This is a genomic window from Rhizobacter sp. P5_A1, assembly GCF_056400745.1.
Map to the genome: position 1 here is coordinate 205,779 of NZ_JBFUKR010000007.1, position 18,872 is coordinate 224,650.

Consider the following 18,872-nt stretch of genomic DNA (forward strand, 5'->3'; position numbering starts at 1 on the left):
AATCGGCGGCGCGCTGGCACACGGCTTGCACGGGTCGCGGCGATAACAACCACCGGAGGGACCATGTCCAGGATCAGCCATCTGAAGAAGAAGTTCGGCCTCATCGCGCCGTCACTGGCACTCGCACTGCCGTTCGCGCAGGCGCAGGACGCCAAGCCGCCCGGCGCCGCCGCGAGTGCGGTGGCCGGCACGCTGCAGACGGTCACCGTGACCGCCGAGCGCCGCACCGAGAACATCAAGGACGTGCCGAGCTCGGTCTCGACACTGAGCGGCGAGAAGCTCGACATCATCAACTCCTCCGGTGAAGACGTGCGCGCGCTGTCGGCCCGCGTGCCGAGCCTGAACATCGAATCCTCGTTCGGCCGCGCGTTCCCGCGCTTCTACATCCGCGGCTACGGCAACACCGACTTCCGCGTCAACGCGTCGCAGCCGGTCTCGCTGGTCTATGACGACGTGGTCCAGGAGAACCCTCTGCTCAAGGGCTTCCCGATCTTCGATCTGAGCCGGGTCGAGGTGCTGGCCGGGCCGCAGGGCAGCCTGTTCGGGCGCAACACCCCGGGCGGCGTCGTGAAATTCGACTCCGCCGCGCCCGAGATCGGCGCGACCGACGGCTACGGCAGCGTGTCGTTCGGCACCTACAAGACCACCAACGTGGAGGCCGCGAAGAGCGTGGCGCTCGGCTCCGCGTGGGCAGCGCGCGTCGCGCTGCTCTACCAGCACCGCGACGACTGGGTCGACAACACCTACAGCGCCGGCCCGACGCAGAAGACCGAAGGCTACGACGATCGCGCCGCGCGCGTGCAGCTGCTCTACCAGCCGGGCAGCGACTTCAGCGCGCTGTTCAACGCCCATGCGCGCGACCTGGACGGCAGCGCACGCGTGTTCCGCGCCAACATCTTCAAGCCCGGCAGCAACGACCTCGTCGACGGCTTCGAGCCGAGCAAGTTCTCGACCGACGGCCGCAACGAGCAGCACATCCAGAGCTATGGCAGCAGCGCACGGCTGCGCTGGAACCTCGGCGACTACGCACTGCACTCGATCACCGGCTTCGAGACGGTGCACACCTTCAGCCGCGGCGACATCGACGGCGGCTACGGCGCGGTCTTCGCGCCGCCTTCCGGGCCGGGGGTGATCCCGTTCCCGAGCGAGACCGCCGGCGCGGTGCACGGCCACCGCCAGTTCACGCAGGAGTTCCGCGTGGAGTCGCGCTATGCCTCGCCGTTGAACTGGCAGGCCGGCCTGTACTACTTCAACGAAGACTTCATCGCGAACAGCTACGGCTACAACAGCCTGGCCGGCGGCGTGCAGACCAGCAAGCTGACCGACGAGCAGAAGAGCACGTCGTGGGCCGCGTTCGGCTCGCTGAAGTACGACGTCACGAAAGACCTCAGCCTGCGCGCCGGCCTGCGCTACACGAAGGACAAGAAGGACCTGGAAAGCGACGCCACCGCCGGCATCGTCACGAGCAACGGTACCTCGGCTCACCTGAGCGACTCCAAGCCCAGCGGCGATCTGAGCGGCACCTACAAGCTGACCCCCGACACGAACGTCTACGCGCGCGTCGCGACCGGCTACCGCGGCTCCAGCGTGCAGCCCGCGTCGGCGTTCGGACCGCAGTCGATCGCGGGCCAGGAGAACACCACCTCCTACGAGGCCGGCGTGAAGTCGGATCTGTTCGATCGGCGCGCGCGCGTGTCGTTCAGCGTGTTCCATTACGACGTCAAGGACCTGCAGCTCACCGAGGTCGGCGGCGCCGGCAACTCCAACACCTTGAAGGTCGCCAAGAAGGCGATCGGCCAGGGCTTCGAGCTGAACCTCGACGCCTACCTGACCGAGAACCTGCTCGTCACGATGAGCGGCAGCTACAACGACACGAAGATCAAGGATCCGAACCTCACGGTCGCGGGCTGCGGCTCGGGCATGTGCACGATGCAGAACCCGCAGGTGGGGACGACCGGGCAGTTCGCGATCGACGGCAACCCGCTGCCGCAGGCGCCGAAGTGGATCGCCAACGTCACCGCGCGCTACGGCATCCCGACGGCCAGCGGCGGCGAGTACTTCGTCTACACCGACTGGTCGTACCGCAGCAAGGTCAACTTCTTCCTCTACGAGGCGGCCGAGTTCACCGGCAAGCCGCTGCTGACCGGCGGCCTGCGCGTGGGCTACAACTGGGCCGGCGGCAAGTACGAGGTGGCCGCCTTCAGTCGCAACATCACCAACAAGGTCGTCGCGGTCGGCGCCATCGACTTCAACAACCTGACCGGCTTCATCAACGACCCGCGCACCTACGGCGTGCAGTTCAAGGCGCAGTTCTGAAGATCGGGGTGTTGCGCGCGGGCCGCTGGGCGTGCCTGTGCCTGGCGGTCTGCTGCGGGTTCACGGCGCAGGCGCAGGCACAGGGTCCGACCCCGACGCCCGCGAAGCAGCGCGTGATCGTCGACACCGACGTCGGCGACGACATCGACGATGCCTTCGCGCTCGCGCTGCTGCTGTCGAGCCCGGAGTTCGAGATCGTCGGCATCACCACCGCCTGGGGCGACACGCCGCTGCGCGTGCGCCTGGTGCGGCGGCTGCTGCGCGAGATCGGGCGCACCGACATCCCCGTCGCCGAGGGCGTCGCCACGCCATCGCAGACACCGTTCACGCAGGCGCGCTGGGCGCAGCGCGGACCGACGCCCGAGCGCGCGGCGCCGGCGGTCGACTTTCTGCTCGACAGCATCCGGCGCCATCCGGGCGAGATCACGCTGCTCGCGCTCGGCCCGCTGACCAACCTCGGCGCAGCGATCCAGCGCGATCCGGCCACCTTCCGTGGGCTGAAGCGCGTGGTGCTGATGGGCGGCTCGGTGCGCAGCGGCTACCGGAAGTCGCCGTTTCACGCGCCGCGCCCGCCCGACCGGGAATACAACATCGTCTCCGACATCGCGGCGGCGCAGGCAGTGTTCGGCGCCGGCGTGAGCCTCGTGATGATGCCGCTGGACGCGACGCAGATCCGGCTCGAGGAGACGGCGCGCAACGCGCTGTTCGCGCAGGGCACGCCGCTCACCGACGCGCTGGCCTTGCTCTACCACCAGTGGGTCGATGCCTACCAGCCCTGGTCCAGCCAGACCCCGACCTTGTTCGACGTCGTGCCGGTGGCCTATGCGATCGATCCCGGCCTGTGCCCGACGACGCCCTTGCACATCGCCGTCGACGAGCAGGGCGCGACCACGGAGGTCGCCGGTCCGCCCAACGCGCAGGTCTGCCTCGCGGCCGATGTGCCATCTCTGGTGGGACTCTTCATGCAACGCGTGCTGAGGACCGCCGCGCCAGCCACGGCAGCACGCTGAGCTCGCGGTCTGGGTCCTAGACCGCCGCGCTGCCGAGCAACGCCAGCCACAGCGGCACGCTGAGCATGCCGAGCAAGGTCGACAGGGTCACGAGCCCGGCGACGTAGCCGCCGTCGCCGCCCATCCGCGCCGCGAGCACATACGCGCTCGACGCGGTCGGCAGCGCGGCGAACAGCACGACGATCAGGCGCTGCGGCGGCGACAGCGCGAGCGCCGCGGTCAGCCCGATCGCCAGCGCCGGCAGCAGTGCGTGGCGCACCGCCATCAGCGCCGCGGCCAGGCCGGGCGAGGTCTTCAGGCCGCCGACGCGCAGCCCGGCGCCGGTCGCCATCAGCCCGAGCGGCAGCGCGGCCAGCCCGATGCGCTGCAAGGTCGTCGACACCGCCTCGGGAAAGCTCAACCCGGCCGCATTCGCGATCAGGCCGGCGAGCGTGCTCAGGATCAGCGGGTTGCGTGCCAGCTCGCGGCCGTAGGAGTGCCCGCCGTGACGCGCCAACGGCCAGACCGCCGCGACGTTCGCGAGCGGCACGCTCAGCGCGATGCACAGCGCCATCCAGGCCAGCCCCGGCGCGCCGCCCAGGCGCTCGGCCAGTGCCAGCCCGATGAACGAATTGAAGCGGTAGGCCGTCTGCGCGCCCGAGGCGTGGCGGCGTGCGTCGATGCCCGGCCAACGGCCGAGCGCGAGCGCGACCGCGATGCCGGTGGCGGTGATCCCCAGGCTCGCGGCCGCGAGGCTGAAGGTCTGCGTCGGTTGCAGCGGGCTCTTCAGGATCGAGTTGAACAGCAGCACCGGGAACAGCAGGTAGTAGACAAGCCGTTCGGCCGCCTCCCAGACCGGGCGATTCAGCGCGGTCAGGCGGCACAGCGCGCAGCCCAACGCGATCAACAGGAAGTCGGGCAACAACAGCAGCGCGTTCGGCATGCGGGCGAGTGTGCCAGCGCCGGCGCAAGGGTGTTCGCCGGTGCCGCGGCCGCCGCGCCGGCCCTAAACTGATCATCATTCAATCCCACACGGAGCCCAACCGATGCAACGCCGATTCCTGATCGCCTCCTGCTGCGCCATGACCCTGCTGACCGGTGCGGGCGCGGCCTGGGCCCAGGCCTACCCGAACAAGCCGGTCAGGCTGGTCGTGCCATTCGCGCCGGGCGGCACGACCGATATCGTCGCGCGCACCGTCGCCGAGAAGATCAACGGGCCGCTGGGCGCGACGCTGATCGTCGAGAACAAGGCCGGTGGCGGGGGTTCGGTCGGCGCGACCGAAACCTCGAAGGCCGCACCCGACGGCTACTCGCTCGGCATGGCCACGGTCTCGACGACCGCGGCGAATCCGGCCATCAACCCGAAGATTCCGTACAACCCGCTGACCGACTTCACGCCGATCATCAATGTCGCCGCGACGCCGAACGTGATCGCGGTGCACCCGAGTTTTCCGGCGCGCGACTACAAGGGCTTTCTCGCCGAGCTGAAGAAGAACCCCGGCAAGTACAGCTTCGCGAGTTCCGGCACCGGCGGCATCGGCCACCTGCAGATGGAGTTGTTCAAGAACCTTTCGGGCACCTTCGTCACGCACATCCCGTACCGCGGCGCCGGCCCGGCGCTGAACGACACCGTCGCCGGCCAGGTGCCGATGATCTTCGACAACCTGCCGTCGGCGCTGCCCTTCATCAAGGACGGCCGGCTGATCGCGATCGTCGTCGCCGCGCCGCAGCGCCTGGCGCAGCTGCCGAACGTGCCGACCTTCAAGGAGGTCGGGCTGGAGCCGGTCAACCGGATGGCCTACTACGGCATCTATGGGCCCAAGGGCCTGTCGAAGGAGATCGTCGACAAGGTCAGTAGCGCGGTCAAGAAGACGCTCGAGGATCCGGCCGTCAAGAAGCGCATCGAGGAGACCGGCTCGTTGATCATCGCCAACACGCCGGAGCAGTTCGCGGCGCAGATCGCGGCCGAGTACGAGGTCTACAAGCAGGTCGTCAAGCTGCAGAAGCTCACGCTGGAGTGACAGGCAGAGCGTCCGCGACGCGCGAGGCCAGCCAGGCTTCGATCGATCGCTTCATCGATGCCGTCTGGATCGAGGACGGCCTGAGTGCGAACACGCTCGCGGCCTATCGGCGCGACCTGAGCCTGTACGCCGACTGGCTCGCGGCGCGCGAGCGGCGTGCGATCGATTCGAGCCGTGAAACCGATCTGCTCGGCTACGCGGTCGCGCGCCACGCCGGCAGCAAGGCGACGAGCGCGAACCGGCGCCTGACGGTCTTCAAGCGCTACTTCCGCTGGGCGCTGCGCGAGCACCTGCTGAGCGCCGACCCGACGCTGAAACTGACGAGCGCGAAGCAGGCGCCGCGCGTGCCGAAGACGCTGAGCGAAGCGCAGGTCGAGGCGCTGCTCGCCGCGCCCGATGTCGACACGCCGCTCGGCCTGCGCGACCGCACGATGCTCGAGCTGATGTACGCCAGCGGCCTGCGCGTCAGCGAGCTGGTGACGCTGAAGAGCGTGCACCTGAGCCTGTCGGACAGCGCGTTGCGCGTCACCGGCAAGGGCGCGAGAGAGCGCCTCGTGCCCTTCGGCGAAGAGGCGCACGACTGGCTCGCGCGCTACCTGCGCGAGGCGCGCGCGCCGATCCTGGACGGGCAGGCGAGCGACGCACTGTTCGTCACCGGCCGCGGCGGGCCGATGACGCGGCAGATGTTCTGGAAGCTGATCAAGGCGCACGCGCTGCGCGGCGGTGTGCACGTGCCGCTGTCGCCGCACACGCTGCGGCATGCGTTCGCGACCCACCTGCTGAACCACGGCGCCGACCTGCGCGCGGTGCAGCTGCTGCTCGGCCATGCCGACATCTCGACGACGACGATCTACACGCATGTCGCGCGCGAGCGGCTGCGGCTGCTGCACGCGCAGCATCATCCGCGCGGCTGAGTGCCGGTCGGTCAGTCCGGCGCCGGCAGCGCCGGCACATGCCGGCTCTGCCACGCGGCCACGCCGATCAGGATCAGGCTCGTCAGCCCGCCGACCAGCAACCGGTCGGTGACGAACGCGGCCGGGAACAGCGCCACGAGCAGCACGATGCCGGCGATGTGCGACGGCGGGAACCAGCCGTACACGACCTTCTTGTAGATCGCATTGCCGAGCAGGTAGATCAGCGGTCCACCGACCAGCACGGCGGCGCTCGGCAGGTCGATCGGCTGGTCGGGGTGGTGGATCACGAGCTCGTCGGCGACCGCCGCGACGATGATGCCGGCGATCAGCGTCACGTGGATGTAGTGGAAGTACGCGCCGATGCGGCCCGGGTCGCTCGAACGCGTGATCGCGTGCGTGCCGTGCTCGCTCGCGGTGTCGAAGTAGATCCACCACATCGCGATGCTGCCGGCGAACGCGACGACCAGCGCCACATGGGTCGCGGTGCCCGGATGGGCCGCGGTGCCGAAGCCGGCGCCGGTCGCGAGGATCGATTCGCCGAGCGCGACGATCACGAACAGCTGGCAACGCTCGGCGAGGTGGCCGCCATCGATGGTCCAGTCTCGGGTGGCGGAACGCCCGAGACCCGGCAGCCGGAAGCCGAGCATCGGCGAGATGTATTCGCACAGCACCGCGGCGCTCCAGAGCGCGAGGCGCACGGCGCCATCGGCCAGGCCGCCGGCGAGCCACAGCACGCCCGAGATGCAGACCCAGCCGAAGATGCGCGTGAAGTTCGGCCGCAGCGCGGTGTCGCCGCGCAGCCGGAACAGCACGAACGCGCTGCGCCCGACCTGGATCGCCGCGTAGCAGGCCGCGAACATCAGCCCCTTCGCGCCGAACGCGTCGGGGATCGCCGACGACATCAGCAGGCCGAGCAGCATCACGCCGAACAACATGCCGCGCATGCCGGCGTTCTCGGGGTTGAACCAGTTCGTGACCCACGCGGTGTATTGCCAGCCGAGCCAGACCGCGAACCACAGCACCAGGGTCTGCAATGCGCCGAGCGGCGTCAGGTTCTCGAGCAGGCGGTGCGAGAGCTGCGTGACGGCGAAGGCGTAGATCAGGTCGAAGAACAGCTCTTCGTTGGTGACCTTCGCGTGGCCGTGGCGATCACGGAAGAACGGCCTGGCGGCGTTGCGGCCCATGGTCCGGACTCACTCCCGCGTCGACGCGAAGGCCGAGAGGCGGGTCGAGCAGCGCAGCTCTTCGACCTCGCGGCCGCCGAGCGTGAAGTGCTTTGCCGACGCGGGCTCGACCGCGAAACCGGCGCTCTCGTAGAAGCGGATCGCGCGCGGGTTGGCCGCGAACACCCACAGCGTCGCGCGCGTGAAGCCGCGCTCGATCAGGCGTTCGCGGGCGCGCTGCCACAGCTGTCGGCCGGCGCCCGAGCGCCACCGGGCCGGCGCGACATAGAGCGCCCAGACTTCGCCGACATCGGCGGCCGCGCCCTCGTCGCGCGAGGGGCCGATCGAGATCCAGCCCTCGATGCTGCCGTCGCGTCGCGCGACCAGCAGCTCGGGCTGCTGCCGCGCGATCGCGTCACACCACATCGCGTGGCGCTGCGCGACCGACAGCCCGGCGAGATAGTCGTCCGACAGGATGCCGGCATAGGCCGCGCGCCACGCGTCGACGTGGATCTGCGCGACGGCTTGTGCGTCGCCCGGCGTCGCCGCATCGATCGTCATCATGGCGTTCTCCGGGCGCTGCGCCAGTTCGACCAGTCGCGCCAGCTGCGCGAGATCAGCACCAGCGCGAGCACGCCGAAGTAGCCGGTCAGCAGATCGACCCGCAGCGCGCCGAGCGCCTCGCGCTGCGCCGCCGAGGGCGGCACGCGCGGCGGCACGACGAGCTGCAAGGCCGCGACCTCGCCGATCATCGACCAGTAGCCCGCCGCCGCGAGCAGCGGCAGGGCCGTCACGGCGCCGATCAGCCACGGGCGCCAGCGCGGGTACCAGGCGCGATGGCGGAACGCGACGTTCAGCCCCATGCAGCCGTGCAGCCAGCCGGGCGCCAGCAGCGCGAGCTGCCAGCCGGTGCTGCCGTCGCGCGCGAGGCTCGCGACGATGCGCTGGTACTGCGCCGCTTCGCCGTACCAGCTGTATGCGATGCGCGTCGAGACCACGTGCCCGAACAGCAGCAGCGGGATCGTCAGGCCGAACACGATGCGCATCATCTCGAGCGGCGGCAGCAGCAGCGTGTGGCGCTGGTGCAGGCCGACCAGCGCCAGCACGAGGTGCGTGCCGAACGCGCCGTACAGCAGCACCGTGCCCGGCCAGCTCTGCCAGACCGCCGCGGCGACGCGCAACGCCGCCTCCGCGGCGCCGAGCGAGACCAGGCCGAGCGCGTGGTTCAGGAAGTGGAACGCGATGTAGGTCCACATCACCTGGCCCGAGGCGAGCCGCAGCGAGCGGATCATCACCCCGCGCATCCGATGGCCCCTCAGCCTCTTCAGACCGCCGCGACCGGGATCAGCGTGCCCGTGCCCGACCTGATGCGCGCCTCCCAATCCTTCGGGCCGGTCTCGTGCACCGAGATGCCGTTCGAGTCGACCGCGACGGTGACCGGCATGTCGGTCACATCGAACTCGTAGATCGCTTCCATGCCCAGATCGGCGAATCCGACGACCTCGGCGTGCTTGATCGCCTTCGAGACCAGATACGCCGCTCCGCCGACGGCCATCAGGTAGGCGCTCTTGTGATTGCGGATCGCCTCGATGCCGGCCGGGCCGCGCTCGGCCTTGCCGATCATGCCGATCAGACCGGTCTGCGCCAGCATCATCTCGGTGAACTTGTCCATCCGCGTCGCGGTGGTCGGGCCGGCCGGGCCGACGACCTCGTCGCGCACCGGGTCGACCGGGCCGACGTAGTAGATCACGCGGTTCGTGAAGTCGACGGGGAGCGGCTCGCCCTTGGCGAGCATGTCCTGAATGCGCTTGTGCGCGGCGTCGCGGCCGGTCAGCATCTTGCCGCTGAGCAGCAGCGTGTCGCCCGGCTTCCACGCGGCGACCTGTTCCTTCGTCAGCGTGTTCAGGTCGACCTTCTTCGAGCGGTTGTAGTCGGGCGCCCACTTCACGTCGGGCCACAGGTCGAGGCTGGGCGGCTCGAGGTAGGCGGGGCCGGAGCCATCGAGCACGAAGTGCGCGTGGCGCGTCGCGGCGCAGTTCGGGATCATCGCGACCGGCTTGCTCGCGGCGTGCGTCGGGTAGGTCGAGATCTTCACGTCGAGCACGGTCGTCAGGCCGCCCAGGCCTTGCGCGCCGATGCCCAGCGCGTTGATCTTGTCGCACAGCTCGATGCGCAGCTCCTCGAGCTTGTTTTGGGGGCCGCGCGCCTTCAGCTCGTACATGTCGATGTCTTCCATCAGGCTTTGCTTGGCCATCAGCATCGCGCGCTCGGCGGTGCCGCCGATGCCGATGCCGAGCATGCCCGGCGGGCACCAGCCGGCGCCCATCGTCGGCACGGTCTTCATGACCCAGTCGACCAGCGAATCGCTCGGGTTCATCATCACGAACTTGCTCTTGTTCTCGCTGCCGCCGCCCTTGGCCGCGACCTGCACGTCGACCGTGTTGCCCGGCACCAGCGTCATGTGGATCACCGCGGGCGTGTTGTCCTTGGTGTTCTTGCGCTCGAAATGCGGGTCGGCGACGATGCTCGCGCGCAGCACGTTGTCGGGGTTCAGGTAGCCGCGGCGCACGCCGTCGTTGACGGCCTCCTCGATGCCGGCGGGGAAGCCCTCGAAGCGCACGTCCATGCCGATCTTCAGGAACACGTTGACGATGCCGGTGTCCTGGCAGATCGGGCGCCGGCCTTCGGCGCACATCTTCGAGTTGGTCAGGATCTGCGCGATCGCGTCCTTCGCGGCCGGGCTCGCCTCGGCCTCGTAGGCGCGCGCGAGGTGCGCGATGTAGTCGGCCGGGTGGTAGTAGCTGATGTACTGCAGCGCGCCGGCGACGCTCTCGACGAGGTCGGCGTAGTTGACGACTGTGGGGATCGTGGTCATGAAGGGTGTCTCGATGGCGAGGAAGAGCTGGTGAACAATGCGGGCCAATCGTCCTGCCCGCAGGGCACCGAGTTTACTGAACCAGGGGCCGCCACGTGATCAGCAGCATTCGACGCTTCATCGCTTCCGAGTCGGCCGGCGGCATCGTGCTCGCGCTCGCGGCGGTCGTTGCGCTGATCGTCAGCAATTCGCCGCTGGGTCCGCAGTACCGCGCGTTCATCGAGCTGCGCGGCGAGCTGCACATTGCGGGCGACTGGCTGGTGCTGTCCAAGCCGCTGCTGCTGTGGGTCAACGACCTGTGGATGGCGGTGTTCTTCTTCGTCGTCGGGCTGGAGATCAAGCGCGAGGTGCTGGCCGGCGAGCTCGCGTCGATCAAGCAGGCCTCGCTGCCGGCGGTGGCGGCCATCGGCGGGATGGTCGCGCCGGCGCTGATCTACCTCGCGCTGAACCGCGCCGATCCGGTCGCGCTGCGCGGCTGGGCGATCCCGACGGCAACCGACATCGCGTTTGCGCTCGGCATCCTGATGCTGCTCGGGTCGCGCGTGCCGGCATCGCTGAAGGTGTTCCTGACGGCGGTCGCGATCATCGACGACCTCGGCGCGATCGTCGTGATCGCGGCGTTCTACACCGCGCAGCTGTCGATGCCGATGCTGCTCGCGGCCGGCGCCGGCGTGCTGGTGCTGGCGCTGCTGAACCGGATGCGCGTGATGCAGATCGGCCCGTATGTCGTGGTCGGGCTGATCGTCTGGGTCTGCGTGCTGAAGTCGGGCATCCACGCGACGCTCGCCGGCGTCGTGACCGCGATGGCGATCCCGCTGCGCAACGACGCCGCCGACGGGCACGGCGGCTCGCCGCTCGAGAGCGCCGAGCATGCACTGCATCCGTGGGTCGCTTTCGCCGTGCTGCCGATGTTTGCGTTCGCGAACGCGGGCGTGAACCTGGCAGGCGTGTCGCTGGGCACGCTGGCGCAAGGCGTGCCGCTCGGGATCGCGCTCGGCCTCGTCGCCGGCAAGGCGATCGGCGTGTTCGGCGCCTCGTGGCTGCTGATGCGCACGACCGGCGCCGGGCTGCCGGCGCAGGCCAGCACGCGGCAGTTCCTCGGCGTGTGCGTGCTGTGCGGCATCGGCTTCACGATGAGCCTGTTCATCGGCGGGCTCGCGTTCGTCGGGCAGGATCCGGCCTACGAGACACAGGTCAAGCTCGGTGTGCTCGGCGGCTCGCTGATCGCGGGCCTGCTCGGCGTTGCGCTGCTGCTCAGTGCCCGGCCGGCAGCGCTGCGCTGAGCAGCTTGTCGGTGTAGGCGATCGCGATCGCCGACAGCAGGAACGCGATGTGGATGATGGTCTGCCACTGCAGCACCTCGGGCCGCATGTCGCCGGCGCTGATGAAGCTCTTCAGCAGGTGGATCGAGCTGATGCCGATGATGGCGGTGCCGAGCTTGACCTTCAGCACCGAGGCATTGACGTGGCTGAGCCATTCGGGCTCGTCGGGATGGCCTTCGAGGTCCATGCGGCTCACGAAGGTTTCGTAGCCGCCGACGATCACCATGATCAGCAGGTTGGAGATCATCACGACGTCGATCAGCGCCAGCACCGCCAGCATGATCACGGTCTCGCTGAGCTTCGGGCCGTGACCCTCGGGGAACGCGTAGCCCATGCCTTCGGTCAACGCGGTCAGCGCGGCCTCGTTGCCGAACGCGGCCTCGACCAGGTGCACCAGCTCGACCCAGAAATGGAACACGTAGACGCACTGCGCGAGGATCAGCCCGAGGTACAGCGGCAGCTGCAGCCACCGGCTCATGAAGATGAAGGCGGGCAGCGGACGCAGCTGGACGATCTTCGGAGCCGGGGGTTCGGGGCGCTGGGGCATGCGGGTTGGTCGGGGCAGACAGGTGGGTGATACTGCGCGAAATTGTAGGTGTGGCGAGATCGCTGGCAGAGTAAGCCCTTCGTAAGAGCCGCTCCCTAAGCTCGCGCCAAAGCAGTCTTGGGGGTCGACCCCAAACACCATTGGAGACACACGATGAGCGCATCCGAGACCCACGTCTACAACCCGTCGGCCGCAGCGATGAAGGACGCGCACGTGTCCGGCATGGCGGCGTACAACGAGCTCGTCGCCGAGGCCGAGGCCGACCACGAAGGCTTCTGGGCGCGCCAGGCGCGCGAGCTGATCAGCTGGAAGACACCGTTCACGAAGGTGCTGAATGCGAGCGATGCGCCGTTCTTCAAGTGGTTCGAAGACGGCACGCTGAACGCCTCGTACAACTGCCTCGACCGGCAGGTCGAGGCGGGCCTGGGCGACAAGGTCGCGATCATCTTCGAGGCCGACGACGCGAAGATCACGAAGGTCACGTACCGCGAGCTGCTCGACCGCACCTGTCGCCTCGCCAACGCGCTGCGCGCGCGCGGCGTCAAGAAGGGCGACCGGGTCGCGATCTACCTCGGCATGTCGATCGAGGGCGTGGTCGCGATGCAGGCCTGCGCGCGCATCGGCGCGATCCACACGGTGATCTTCGGCGGCTTCTCGGCGCAATCGCTGCGCGACCGCATCGCCGACACCGGCGCGATGCTGGTGATCACCGCCGACGAGCAGCTGCGCGGCGGCAAGCAGCTGCCGCTGAAGGGGATCGTCGACGAGGCCCTCGCGCTCGAGGGCTGCGAATCGGTCAAGGACGTGATCGTCTATCGCCGCACCGGCGGCAAGATCGCATGGTCGGACGCGCGCGACCACTGGCTGCACGACGAGGTCAAGGCGCAGCCGGCAACCTGCGAGCCCGAGTGGGTCGGCGCCGAGCACCCGCTGTTCCTGCTCTACACCTCGGGCTCGACCGGCAAGCCCAAGGGCGTGCAGCACTCGACCGGCGGCTACCTGCTGCATGCTGCGCTGACGACGAAGTGGACCTTCGACCTGAAGCCGAACGACGTGTTCTGGTGCACCGCCGACATCGGCTGGGTCACCGGCCATACCTACATCACCTACGGTCCGCTCGCGCTCGGCGGCACCGAGATCGTGTTCGAGAGCATCCCGACGTATCCCGATGCCGGCCGCTTCTGGAAGATGATCCAGGACCACAAGGTCACGATCTTCTACACCGCGCCGACCGCGATCCGCTCGCTGATCAAGGCCGCCGAAGGCAATGCCGCGGTGCACCCCGATCGGTACGACCTGAGCTCGCTGCGCATCCTCGGCACCGTCGGCGAGCCGATCAACCCGGCGGCCTGGGAGTGGTACTACAAGCACATCGGCGGCAGCCGCTGCCCGGTGGTCGACACCTTCTGGCAGACCGAGACCGGCGGCCACATGATCACGCCGCTGCCGGGCGCGACGCCGCTGGTGCCGGGCTCGTGCACCTTGCCGTTCCCCGGCATCGCCGCGGCGGTCGTCGACGAGACCGGCAAGGACGTGCCGTGGGGGCAGGGCGGCATCCTCGTCGTCAAGAAGCCGTGGCCGAGCATGATCCGCACGATCTGGGGCGACCCCGAGCGCTTCAGGAAGAGCTACTACCCGGACGACTTCCAGGGCCGCTACTACCTCGCCGGCGACGGCGCGATCCGCGACGCGCAGACCGGCTACTTCACGATCACCGGCCGCATCGACGACGTGCTGAACGTCTCGGGCCACCGCATGGGCACGATGGAGATCGAGTCGGCGCTGGTCTCGTGCACCGAGCTCGTCGCCGAAGCCGCGGTCGTCGGACGCCCCGACGACACGACCGGCGAGGCGATCTGCGCCTTCGTCGTGCTGAAGCGCTCGCGCCCGACCGGCGACGAAGCCAAGGCGATCGCCAAGCAGCTGCGCGACTGGGTCGGCAAGGAGATCGGCCCGATCGCGAAGCCGAAGGACATCCGCTTCGGCGACAACCTGCCGAAGACGCGCAGCGGCAAGATCATGCGCCGGCTGTTGCGCTCGGTCGCGAAGGGCGAGGCGATCACGCAGGATGTGTCGACCCTCGAGAACCCCGCGATCCTCGAGCAGCTGGCCGAGAACAACTGAGCGGCGCCCGCGGCCCGGTGCGCGTCTTCAGCGCCTGCGCCGCCTCGCGATGACGCCGACCGCAGCCAGACCGCCGAGCATCAGTGCGTACGCGGACGGCTCGGGCACCGCCGCCACCGGCTGCCCGGACTCGCCGACGGTGAATGCATAGTAGTTCTCGTAGGTATCGGTCCACGAGATCGAACTGAAGGTTCCGGTGAACTGGACGACGCCGTTGCCCTCGTGACCGCTGACGACGTTGCCCGCGACCGTGATCGTCGAGCCGCCGTAGTAGCTGTTCGGGCCACCGGCTTCGAGCGTCGGTGTCGCGTCGAACGTGAACGATGCGCCGACGCCGGGCGAGCCGAGGCTCCAGATCGCGAAGACCGGATTCACCAGCGCGGTCGCAAAGCTCAGTGTGTTCGTGCCGGTGGAGCTGCCGTTCAGGAAGATCGCATCGCTCGGGACACCCGGGCCGGCCGTGACCGTGCCGCCGACGAACGACGCGCTGGGCCCCCAGATCGTGGTGCTGCCGTTGGTGGTCGCGCCGTCGACTTCGCCGCTGTACGACACCGCGACACCATTGAGCGACCCGGCGGCCGAGCCCGGTGCGCCGCCGGTCGCGCTGGTCCAGTCGGTCCAGGCCGTCTGGGCCGATGCGGCGCCTGCCAGCAGCAGTGCGGCGCCTGCGATGCATGCGCCCTGCGTCAAGGCCCGAAATTTCAGTGTGTTCATCTCGCTCTCCTGTGGAAGTGGATGGTGGAACCTCTCGGCCGATCCGAGGCGCGCCGGCCGCCGACGAGGGTCGCTGGCCCGACACCTGCCAACAGTAGGAACGTGTCGTTACCGCGCCGTTACGGCTGACCGGCCTGGCGGCGCGACGAACGCGCGGCGCGAGCGGCCCGCGTCCCTACAATCGCCGCACTTCATTGCACCGATCCACCATGCAAGTCAGCGCTTCCAGCTTCAAGGCCTATGACATCCGCGGCGTCGTCGGCGCCGGCATCGACGAGGCGTTTGCCGAACACCTGGGCCGCGCCTTCGGCAGCGAAGCCGTCCAGGCCGGCGAGCGCGCGGTCGCCGTCGGTCGCGACGGCCGCGTCTCGGGGCCCGGGCTGGTCGCCGCGCTGATCAAGGGGCTGGCCTCGACCGGCCTCGATGTCGTCGACCTCGGCGCGGTGACGACGCCGATGCTGTACTACGTCGCCGCGACGCGCGGCCAGCACGGCTGCGAGAGCGGCATCATGGTCACCGGCAGCCACAACCCGAAGAACTACAACGGTTTCAAGATGGTGCTGGCGGGCAAGGCGATCTACGGCGACGAGATCCAGAACCTGCGCCGGCGCATCGAGGCCGAAGACTACGTGCGCGGCGAGGGCCGCTCGGCGACGATGGACATCGGTGCCGAGTACCTGGCCCGCATCGTCGGCGACTGCAAGCTCGCGCGGCCGATGAAGATCGTCGTCGACTCCGGCAACGGCATTCCCGGCGCGTCGGCGCCCGGCATCCTGCGTGCGCTCGGCTGCGAGGTCACCGAGCTCTACTCCGAGGTCGACGGCGATTTCCCGAACCATCACCCGGACCCGAGCAAGCCCGAGAACCTCGCCGACCTGATCCGCACCGTGCGCGAGACCGATGCCGAGATCGGCCTGGCGTTCGACGGCGACGGCGACCGCCTCGGCGTCGTCACGAAAGACGGCCAGATCATCTACCCCGATCGCCAGCTGATGCTGTTCGCCGCCGACATCCTGAAGCGGCAGCCCGGCGGCACGATCATCTTCGACGTGAAGTGCACGCAGCGCCTCGCCCCGCTGATCCGCAAGGCCGGCGGCAAGCCGCTGATGTGGAAGACCGGCCATTCGCTCGTGAAGGCCAAGCTGCGCGAGACCCAGGCGCCGATCGCCGGCGAGATGAGCGGCCACATCTTCTTTGCCGAGCGCTGGTACGGTTTCGACGACGCGACCTACACCGCGGCACGGCTGCTCGAGATCCTCTCGGCAGCCAAGAACCCGAGCCAGGTGCTGAACGCGCTGCCGACCAGCTTCAGCACGCCCGAGCTGAACGTGCCGTGCGCCGAGGGCGAGCCGAAGCGCGTCGTCGAGCAGCTGCTCGCGAACGCGAACTTCCCCGGTTCGAAAGAGATCATCACGATCGACGGGCTGCGCGTCGACTACCAGGACGGCTTCGGCCTGATCCGCTCCAGCAACACGACGCCGGTGCTCGTGATGCGCTTCGAGGGCCACACCGCGCAGTCGCTGCACCGCATCCAGACCGATTTCATGGCGGCGCTGCGGGCGGTCAAGCCGGACGCGCAGGTCGCGGCGGCCGCGCATTGAATCCGCTCTGCGTCGCGTGCGCGTCCTGATCGTCAAGCTGTCGTCGCTCGGCGATGTCGTGCATGCGATGCCGGTCGTGCACGACATCCGCGCGGCGCATCCCGCGGCGCTGATCGACTGGGTCGTCGAACCGGGCTTCGCGGCGCTGGTGCGGCGCGTCGATGGCGTGCAAGTGGTCATCGAATGCGCGTTGCGGCGCTGGAGCCGCGCGTGGTGGACGCGCGCGGTGCGCGCGGAGTGGCGCGCGTTCAAGACGCAGCTGCGAACCCGGCGCTACGACGCAGTGCTCGACCTGCAGGGCCTGACCAAATCGGCGCTGATCGCGCGGCTCGCGCATCGCAGCGCCGACGGCGCGAGCTACGGCCTCGCGAACCGCACCGACGGCGCGGGCCACGAGCCGCCGGCGCGCTGGCTCGTCGATCGTGCGATCCGCGTCGAGCCGCACATCCACGCGCTCGATCGCTCGCGCGTGCTGGCCGCGAAGGCGCTGGGCTACACGGTCGACGGGCCGCCGCAGTTCGGGCTGCGTGCGAACGCCGCAGCGGCGGGCGGCGCGCCGACGCTGGTGCTGGTGCACGGCAGCTCGCGCGACGACAAGCTCTGGCCCGAGGCGTCGTGGATCGAGCTCGCGCAGCGTGCGATCGCGCAGGGCTGGCGCATCGCGCTGCCGCATGCCGGCGCGGACGAACTCGAACGCGCGCAGCGCATCGCCGGCGCGCTCGGTGACGCCGCGCAGGTCTGGCCGGCGATGGGCCTCGATGCGCTGGTCGATCGGCTCGGTGTGACGCAGGGCGTGATCGGCGTCGACAGCGGCCTGAGCCACATCGCGGTCGCGCTGAACCTGCCCCACGTGCAGATCTACAACTGGCCGACCGCGTGGCGTACCGGCCCGCAGCTCGCGCACGGCCACCGCCACCAGGTCTCGGTCGAAGCGCAGCCGACACCGTCGATCGAGGCGGTCTGGAACGCGTGGACGCAGGTGCGCGAGGCGGGCGCTTGATCACGCCGCGCGAGGCGGTCGCAGGTGGCGCGTACTCGCTGCTGCTGCGGCTGCTGATGCCGGTGTATGCGCTGCGGCTCTGGTGGCGCGGCCGGGCCGAGCCGCTGTACCGCGAGCGCATCGCCGAGCGCTTCGGCTTCTATCGTACGACGGCCGGCGCCGGCTGGATCTGGCTGCACGCGGTCTCGCTCGGCGAAACGCGCGCCGCCGAGGCGCTGATCGACGCGCTGCGCATCGAGCGGCCCGGCATGCGCCTGCTGCTGACGCACGGCACGGCGACCGGCCGTGAAGCCGGCCAGGCGCTGTTGCGCGAGGGCGACCGGCAGACCTGGCTGCCGTACGACACGCCCGGCGCGACACGGCGCTTCTTCGCACAGTTCGGCCCCGCGGTCGGCGTGCTGATGGAGACCGAGGTCTGGCCGAACCTGCTGCTCGCCGCACAGGCCGCCGGCGTGCCGATGGTGCTCGCGAACGCGCGGCTCAGCGAGAAGAGCCTGCGGCGCGGGCAGCGCATCGCCGCGGTGCTGCGCCCGGCGATCGACAGCGTCGCGCTGGTGCTCGCGCAGACCGATGACGACGCGCGCCGCATTCGTGACGCTGGCGCCGTCGCGGTCGAGGTCAGCGGCAACCTGAAGTACGACCTGACGCCGGATGCCGATCAGCTCGCGCAGGGCGCCGCGTGGCAGGCGGCGCTGGCGCCGCGCGCTGTCGTGCTCGCCGCGATCACGCGCGAAGGCGAAGAAGCGCTGCTGCTCGATGCGTGGCGCCGCGCGCCGCCCACCGACGCGCTGCTGCTGATCGTGCCGCGTCACCCGCAGCGCTTCGACGAGGTCGCGAGCCTGGTGCGCGCCGCCGGCCTCTCGCTCGCGCGGCGCAGCCGCTGGCACGAGACGCCGCCGGCCGACGCGCTGCAGGCGCAGGTCTGGCTCGGCGACTCGATGCGCGAGATGGCGCTGTACTACGCGAGCGCGAAGGTGGCGCTGCTCGGCGGCAGCTTCGCGCCGCTCGGCGGCCACAACCTGATCGAGGCCGCGGCCTGCGGCTGCCCGCTGGTGATGGGGCCGAGCACGTTCAATTTCAGCGAGGCCGCCGAACTCTCGCTCGCGGCCGGTGCCTCGCTGCGCGTGCCCGACATGGCCGCCGGGGTCGCATCGGCGATCGCGTTGCTCGGCCAGTCGGACCGGCTCGCGCAGCTGTCGAGCCGCGCGCGGCACTTCGCGTCGCAGCATCGCGGCGCGGCGCAGCGCATGGCGCAGCGCATCGCGCCGCTGAGTCGCGGCTGATCC

Annotated in this window: 16 protein-coding genes; 9 read left to right on the forward strand and 7 right to left on the reverse strand. The window is 69.6% G+C overall.

Annotated elements, in window-relative coordinates; translation table 11 throughout:
• Window positions 1–63: 63 nt before the first annotated feature.
• Together AC1DTW_RS10370 and AC1DTW_RS10375 are read left to right on the forward strand one after the other, a co-directional pair.
• Window positions 64–2,316 carry a TonB-dependent receptor gene (locus tag AC1DTW_RS10370; protein ID WP_477980985.1) on the forward strand — a complete coding sequence of 751 codons (2,253 nt, stop codon included), beginning with the start codon at window positions 64–66 and terminating at the stop codon, window positions 2,314–2,316.
• Between the two features lie 8 nt (window positions 2,317–2,324).
• Entirely contained in the window at window positions 2,325–3,326 is a 1,002-nt protein-coding gene (locus AC1DTW_RS10375) for a nucleoside hydrolase (protein WP_477980986.1), read from the forward strand.
• A 16-nt stretch (window positions 3,327–3,342) separates the two neighbouring features.
• Here AC1DTW_RS10375 and AC1DTW_RS10380 read toward each other — a convergent pair whose 3' ends face one another.
• Window positions 3,343–4,248: an AEC family transporter gene (locus AC1DTW_RS10380; RefSeq protein WP_477980987.1), complete on the reverse strand. Its 906-nt coding sequence runs from the start codon at window positions 4,246–4,248 to the stop codon at window positions 3,343–3,345.
• Between the two features lie 103 nt (window positions 4,249–4,351).
• Between AC1DTW_RS10380 and AC1DTW_RS10385 the strand changes: the two genes are divergently transcribed.
• Window positions 4,352–5,326: a tripartite tricarboxylate transporter substrate binding protein BugE gene (locus AC1DTW_RS10385; protein WP_477980988.1), complete on the forward strand. Its 975-nt coding sequence runs from the start codon at window positions 4,352–4,354 to the stop codon at window positions 5,324–5,326.
• Window positions 5,323–6,240, forward strand: coding sequence for a site-specific tyrosine recombinase XerD (xerD, locus tag AC1DTW_RS10390; RefSeq protein ID WP_477980989.1), 918 nt, complete (start codon window positions 5,323–5,325; stop codon window positions 6,238–6,240). Before AC1DTW_RS10385 ends, xerD begins: the two co-directional genes overlap by 4 nt.
• An 11-nt stretch (window positions 6,241–6,251) precedes the next feature.
• On the opposite strand, the gene AC1DTW_RS10395 is transcribed toward xerD, so the two are convergent.
• From AC1DTW_RS10395 to AC1DTW_RS10410, 4 genes are read right to left on the reverse strand one after another with little or no spacing between them, the layout of a single operon-like run.
• Window positions 6,252–7,424 (reverse strand): low temperature requirement protein A, encoded by a 1,173-nt coding sequence (locus AC1DTW_RS10395; protein ID WP_477980990.1) that lies wholly within the window; start codon window positions 7,422–7,424, stop codon window positions 6,252–6,254.
• A 9-nt stretch (window positions 7,425–7,433) separates the two neighbouring features.
• A complete protein-coding gene (locus AC1DTW_RS10400; protein WP_477980991.1) occupies window positions 7,434–7,967 on the reverse strand; it encodes a GNAT family N-acetyltransferase in 534 nt (177 codons plus the stop codon).
• The gene (locus AC1DTW_RS10405) at window positions 7,964–8,695 is read right to left on the reverse strand and encodes a hypothetical protein (RefSeq protein ID WP_477980992.1); all 732 of its coding nucleotides are present in this window, start codon (window positions 8,693–8,695) and stop codon (window positions 7,964–7,966) included. The genes AC1DTW_RS10400 and AC1DTW_RS10405 overlap by 4 nt, the downstream gene beginning before the upstream one ends.
• A gap of 32 nt (window positions 8,696–8,727) precedes the next feature.
• Window positions 8,728–10,278: a fumarate hydratase gene (locus tag AC1DTW_RS10410; RefSeq protein WP_477980993.1), complete on the reverse strand. Its 1,551-nt coding sequence runs from the start codon at window positions 10,276–10,278 to the stop codon at window positions 8,728–8,730.
• 95 nt (window positions 10,279–10,373) lie between these two features.
• Here AC1DTW_RS10410 and nhaA point away from each other — a divergent pair, with 95 nt between their 5' ends.
• A complete protein-coding gene (gene nhaA, locus AC1DTW_RS10415; protein WP_477980994.1) occupies window positions 10,374–11,561 on the forward strand; it encodes a Na+/H+ antiporter NhaA in 1,188 nt (395 codons plus the stop codon).
• On the opposite strand, the gene AC1DTW_RS10420 is transcribed toward nhaA, so the two are convergent.
• On the reverse strand, window positions 11,533–12,147 hold the full coding sequence (locus AC1DTW_RS10420; RefSeq protein WP_477980995.1) for a TIGR00645 family protein: 615 nt from the start codon (window positions 12,145–12,147) through the stop codon (window positions 11,533–11,535). The two genes, nhaA and AC1DTW_RS10420, sit on opposite strands and share 29 nt — an antisense overlap.
• Window positions 12,148–12,300: 153 nt before the next feature.
• Here AC1DTW_RS10420 and acs point away from each other — a divergent pair, with 153 nt between their 5' ends.
• A complete protein-coding gene (acs, locus tag AC1DTW_RS10425; RefSeq protein ID WP_477980996.1) occupies window positions 12,301–14,271 on the forward strand; it encodes an acetate--CoA ligase in 1,971 nt (656 codons plus the stop codon).
• Between the two features lie 27 nt (window positions 14,272–14,298).
• On the opposite strand, the gene AC1DTW_RS10430 is transcribed toward acs, so the two are convergent.
• Entirely contained in the window at window positions 14,299–14,985 is a 687-nt protein-coding gene (locus tag AC1DTW_RS10430; RefSeq protein WP_477980998.1) for a PEP-CTERM sorting domain-containing protein, read from the reverse strand.
• A gap of 209 nt (window positions 14,986–15,194) precedes the next feature.
• Between AC1DTW_RS10430 and AC1DTW_RS10435 the strand changes: the two genes are divergently transcribed.
• Genes AC1DTW_RS10435 through AC1DTW_RS10445 form a run of 3 tightly spaced genes read left to right on the forward strand, consistent with a single transcriptional unit; the run spans window position 15,195 to window position 18,869 of the window.
• Entirely contained in the window at window positions 15,195–16,586 is a 1,392-nt protein-coding gene (locus AC1DTW_RS10435) for a phosphomannomutase/phosphoglucomutase (RefSeq protein ID WP_477980999.1), read from the forward strand.
• Window positions 16,587–16,602: 16 nt separating this feature from the next.
• A complete protein-coding gene (gene waaC, locus AC1DTW_RS10440; RefSeq protein WP_477981000.1) occupies window positions 16,603–17,586 on the forward strand; it encodes a lipopolysaccharide heptosyltransferase I in 984 nt (327 codons plus the stop codon).
• The gene (locus tag AC1DTW_RS10445) at window positions 17,586–18,869 is read left to right on the forward strand and encodes a 3-deoxy-D-manno-octulosonic acid transferase (protein WP_477981067.1); all 1,284 of its coding nucleotides are present in this window, start codon (window positions 17,586–17,588) and stop codon (window positions 18,867–18,869) included. The genes waaC and AC1DTW_RS10445 overlap by 1 nt, the downstream gene beginning before the upstream one ends.
• Window positions 18,870–18,872: the final 3 nt, after the last annotated feature.